This is a genomic window from Pelagibius sp. Alg239-R121, from assembly GCF_947331435.1.
Lineage (GTDB): Bacteria > Pseudomonadota > Alphaproteobacteria > Kiloniellales > Kiloniellaceae > Denitrobaculum.
On record NZ_CAMZOF010000035.1, the window covers coordinates 1 to 2,484 of the forward strand.

Here is a 2,484-nt window from a genome sequence, read left to right on the forward strand (position 1 = left end):
GAAAGTAGTAGACATGACTGCTTTGTATAGAGTGTTCAGTTATCTGAACTTTGGAATTACATTTCAAGTTAAATTTTTGGCTGGACTAAGTATTGCCAGTGTTGTCATTCTTGGCATTTCTTATTACTTGAGCGAACACAACTCGAACGAAGCCTACAGCATTAGAAATAAATACGCTGAACTGGCAAAACAGGCACATAGCGTCGAGAAGGGCGCACTTCAGATGCGCCGCCGGGAGAAGGACTTTCTCATTCGGCGCGATCTAAAATATGTAGAAATGTACGAAGCGGCCGCTGCCGAAGTCGTGACGCATCTCGATGCCTTGTCGTTGCTGCAGACAGCTCGGCAGGAAAGGGATTTGATTGTTCGGGTGCAGGAGGGAGTTACAGCGCACATCGTTCAGTTCCGAAAAGTCGTCGAGCAGCAGAAGGCTCTAGGCCTCAATTCGGAACTTGGTCTGCAAGGCGCACTTCGTAAATCCGTGCACGCCGTTGAAACGCGCTTAAAGGATGTGCGGTTCGACAATCTCACCGTCAAAATGCTGATGATGAGGCGTCACGAAAAAGACTTCATGCTGCGCGGCACGGATGAGTACATTGGTCAGTTCGATGAACGCCACGCGGAATTCGATGCCCTTCTGGCAAAGGCCGACATTCCGCCGGCCTTACAACAGGAAATCGCCGGCCTCATGGATAACTACGTGAAGGGTTTCCATGCCTGGTCTGAAACGTCTCTAAGTGCCAACGCTGAGATTGCGGTGCTGAGTTCGATCTTCAAAAATTTCACGCCTTATCTAGAGGAACTTGTTGAAACCGAAACACAAGGGCACGTCGAATCTGATGCCCTTCTCGAATCCACGAGATTAGCCACCCGGAACACTTTTGTATTGACCGGGCTAGCCGTTCTAATAGCCGCACTTGTCGCCGGTTTTTTGTCGGCCCGGGCCATCCGCGGTCCGATCAGAAGAATGACACAGGTTATGACGGCGCTTGCGCACGGCGATAGTCAGCAAGACGTGCCATCGACGGAACGCAGTGACGAGATTGGCGAAATGGCCCGGGCGCTGCTGGTATTCAAGCAGACGGCAGCTGTTGCGTTGGAGACGTCGCTTCAGCTGAATGAAACCAAGGCGCAATTGTCTGACGCTGTCGAGTGCATCTCGGAAGGATTTTCGCTGTGGGACAGTGACGATAGGCTAATTATGTGCAACGAAAAGTATCGGCAGATATACGGCCGCTTGACCGACATGTTAGTCCCGCCCACAACTTTTGAAGAATTTATGCGGGAAGCCTACAATAGAGGGGTATTAGTCGGACCAGTGGGGGATCTGGAAAGAGCGATCCGCGGTTGTGTCGTACGTCATCGAACTTCAGCGAGCGCCTTCGAACTCCAACTCTCCAATGGTTGCTGGATACGTATTAGCAAGCGAAAAACCGGAACCGGTCATATCGTTGGTATTATTTCAGATATCACTGATAATAAAAACTCAGAGGCCGCAATACGGAAAATGGCGTCGCTGGACCTGCTGACTGGACTTCCCAACCGAGCCCATTTTTACCGAAAGCTTAAAGAGGCTACGGCCCAGTCGAGGCGGACAGGACGTGACGTCGGCGTGATGTTGCTAGACCTTGACCGTTTCAAGAATGTCAATGATACCCTGGGACATCCAACTGGCGATGCCCTGCTACAACAGGTTTCTGCACGCCTCCTTGAATGTGTGCGCGAGACTGACACGGTGGCCCGATTAGGCGGCGACGAGTTTGCCATTATTGTCACCAATTTTGTCAAGCCGGAGCAGGTAACAAAGCTTGCCGATCGGGTCGTACGGAACTTAACTGCACCCTTTCTCGTCGACGGGACCGAGATCCACTCCGGGACAAGCATTGGGATTACGTTCTTCCAGAAAGACAACGTCGACCCGGACCAACTCGTGCGAAATGCAGATTTGGCACTTTACCGGGCCAAGGAACACAAGCGGGGTACCTGGCGGATATTTGACGAACGAATGAACGAGGAAGCGCTCTCTCAGCGTCAGCTCGAGACTGATTTACGTACGGCATTCGACAACGAGGAACTACATGTTGTTTATCAGCCTCGAGTCGAAATATCCACGGGACGAATAGTCGGCGCGGAAGCCTTGCTCCGTTGGCATCATCCACTCCGTGGCGGGATATCGCCGAGTGAGTTCATCCCGGTCGCTGAGTCGACTGGGCTTATCGTTCCGATGACCGAGTGGCTGCTGCATGTTGTTTGCAGGCAGATCGACTCATGGAAAAAGCAGGGCCACGCTCCTATTCGCATCTCCATCAACCTATCTCCAGTCCACTTTAAAAGCCCACACCTGGCAAGACAGGTTGAAAAGACACTCAATGACGCGGATGTGCCCGCGGAATGGCTAGAACTGGAGATCACGGAAGGCATTGCGATGGAGGGTGGTGCGGATACCTTAAACACGCTTTACGAATTGAAAAAACTCGGTGTAAG

1 protein-coding gene is annotated in these 2,484 nt (G+C 51.8%); it reads left to right on the plus strand.

Annotated elements, in window-relative coordinates; all coding sequences use genetic code 11:
• Positions 1-13: 13 nt before the first annotated feature.
• Positions 14-2,484 (plus strand): diguanylate cyclase (locus QMZ18_RS36800; protein WP_282611425.1); only part of this gene is annotated, 2,471 nt, incomplete at its 3' end.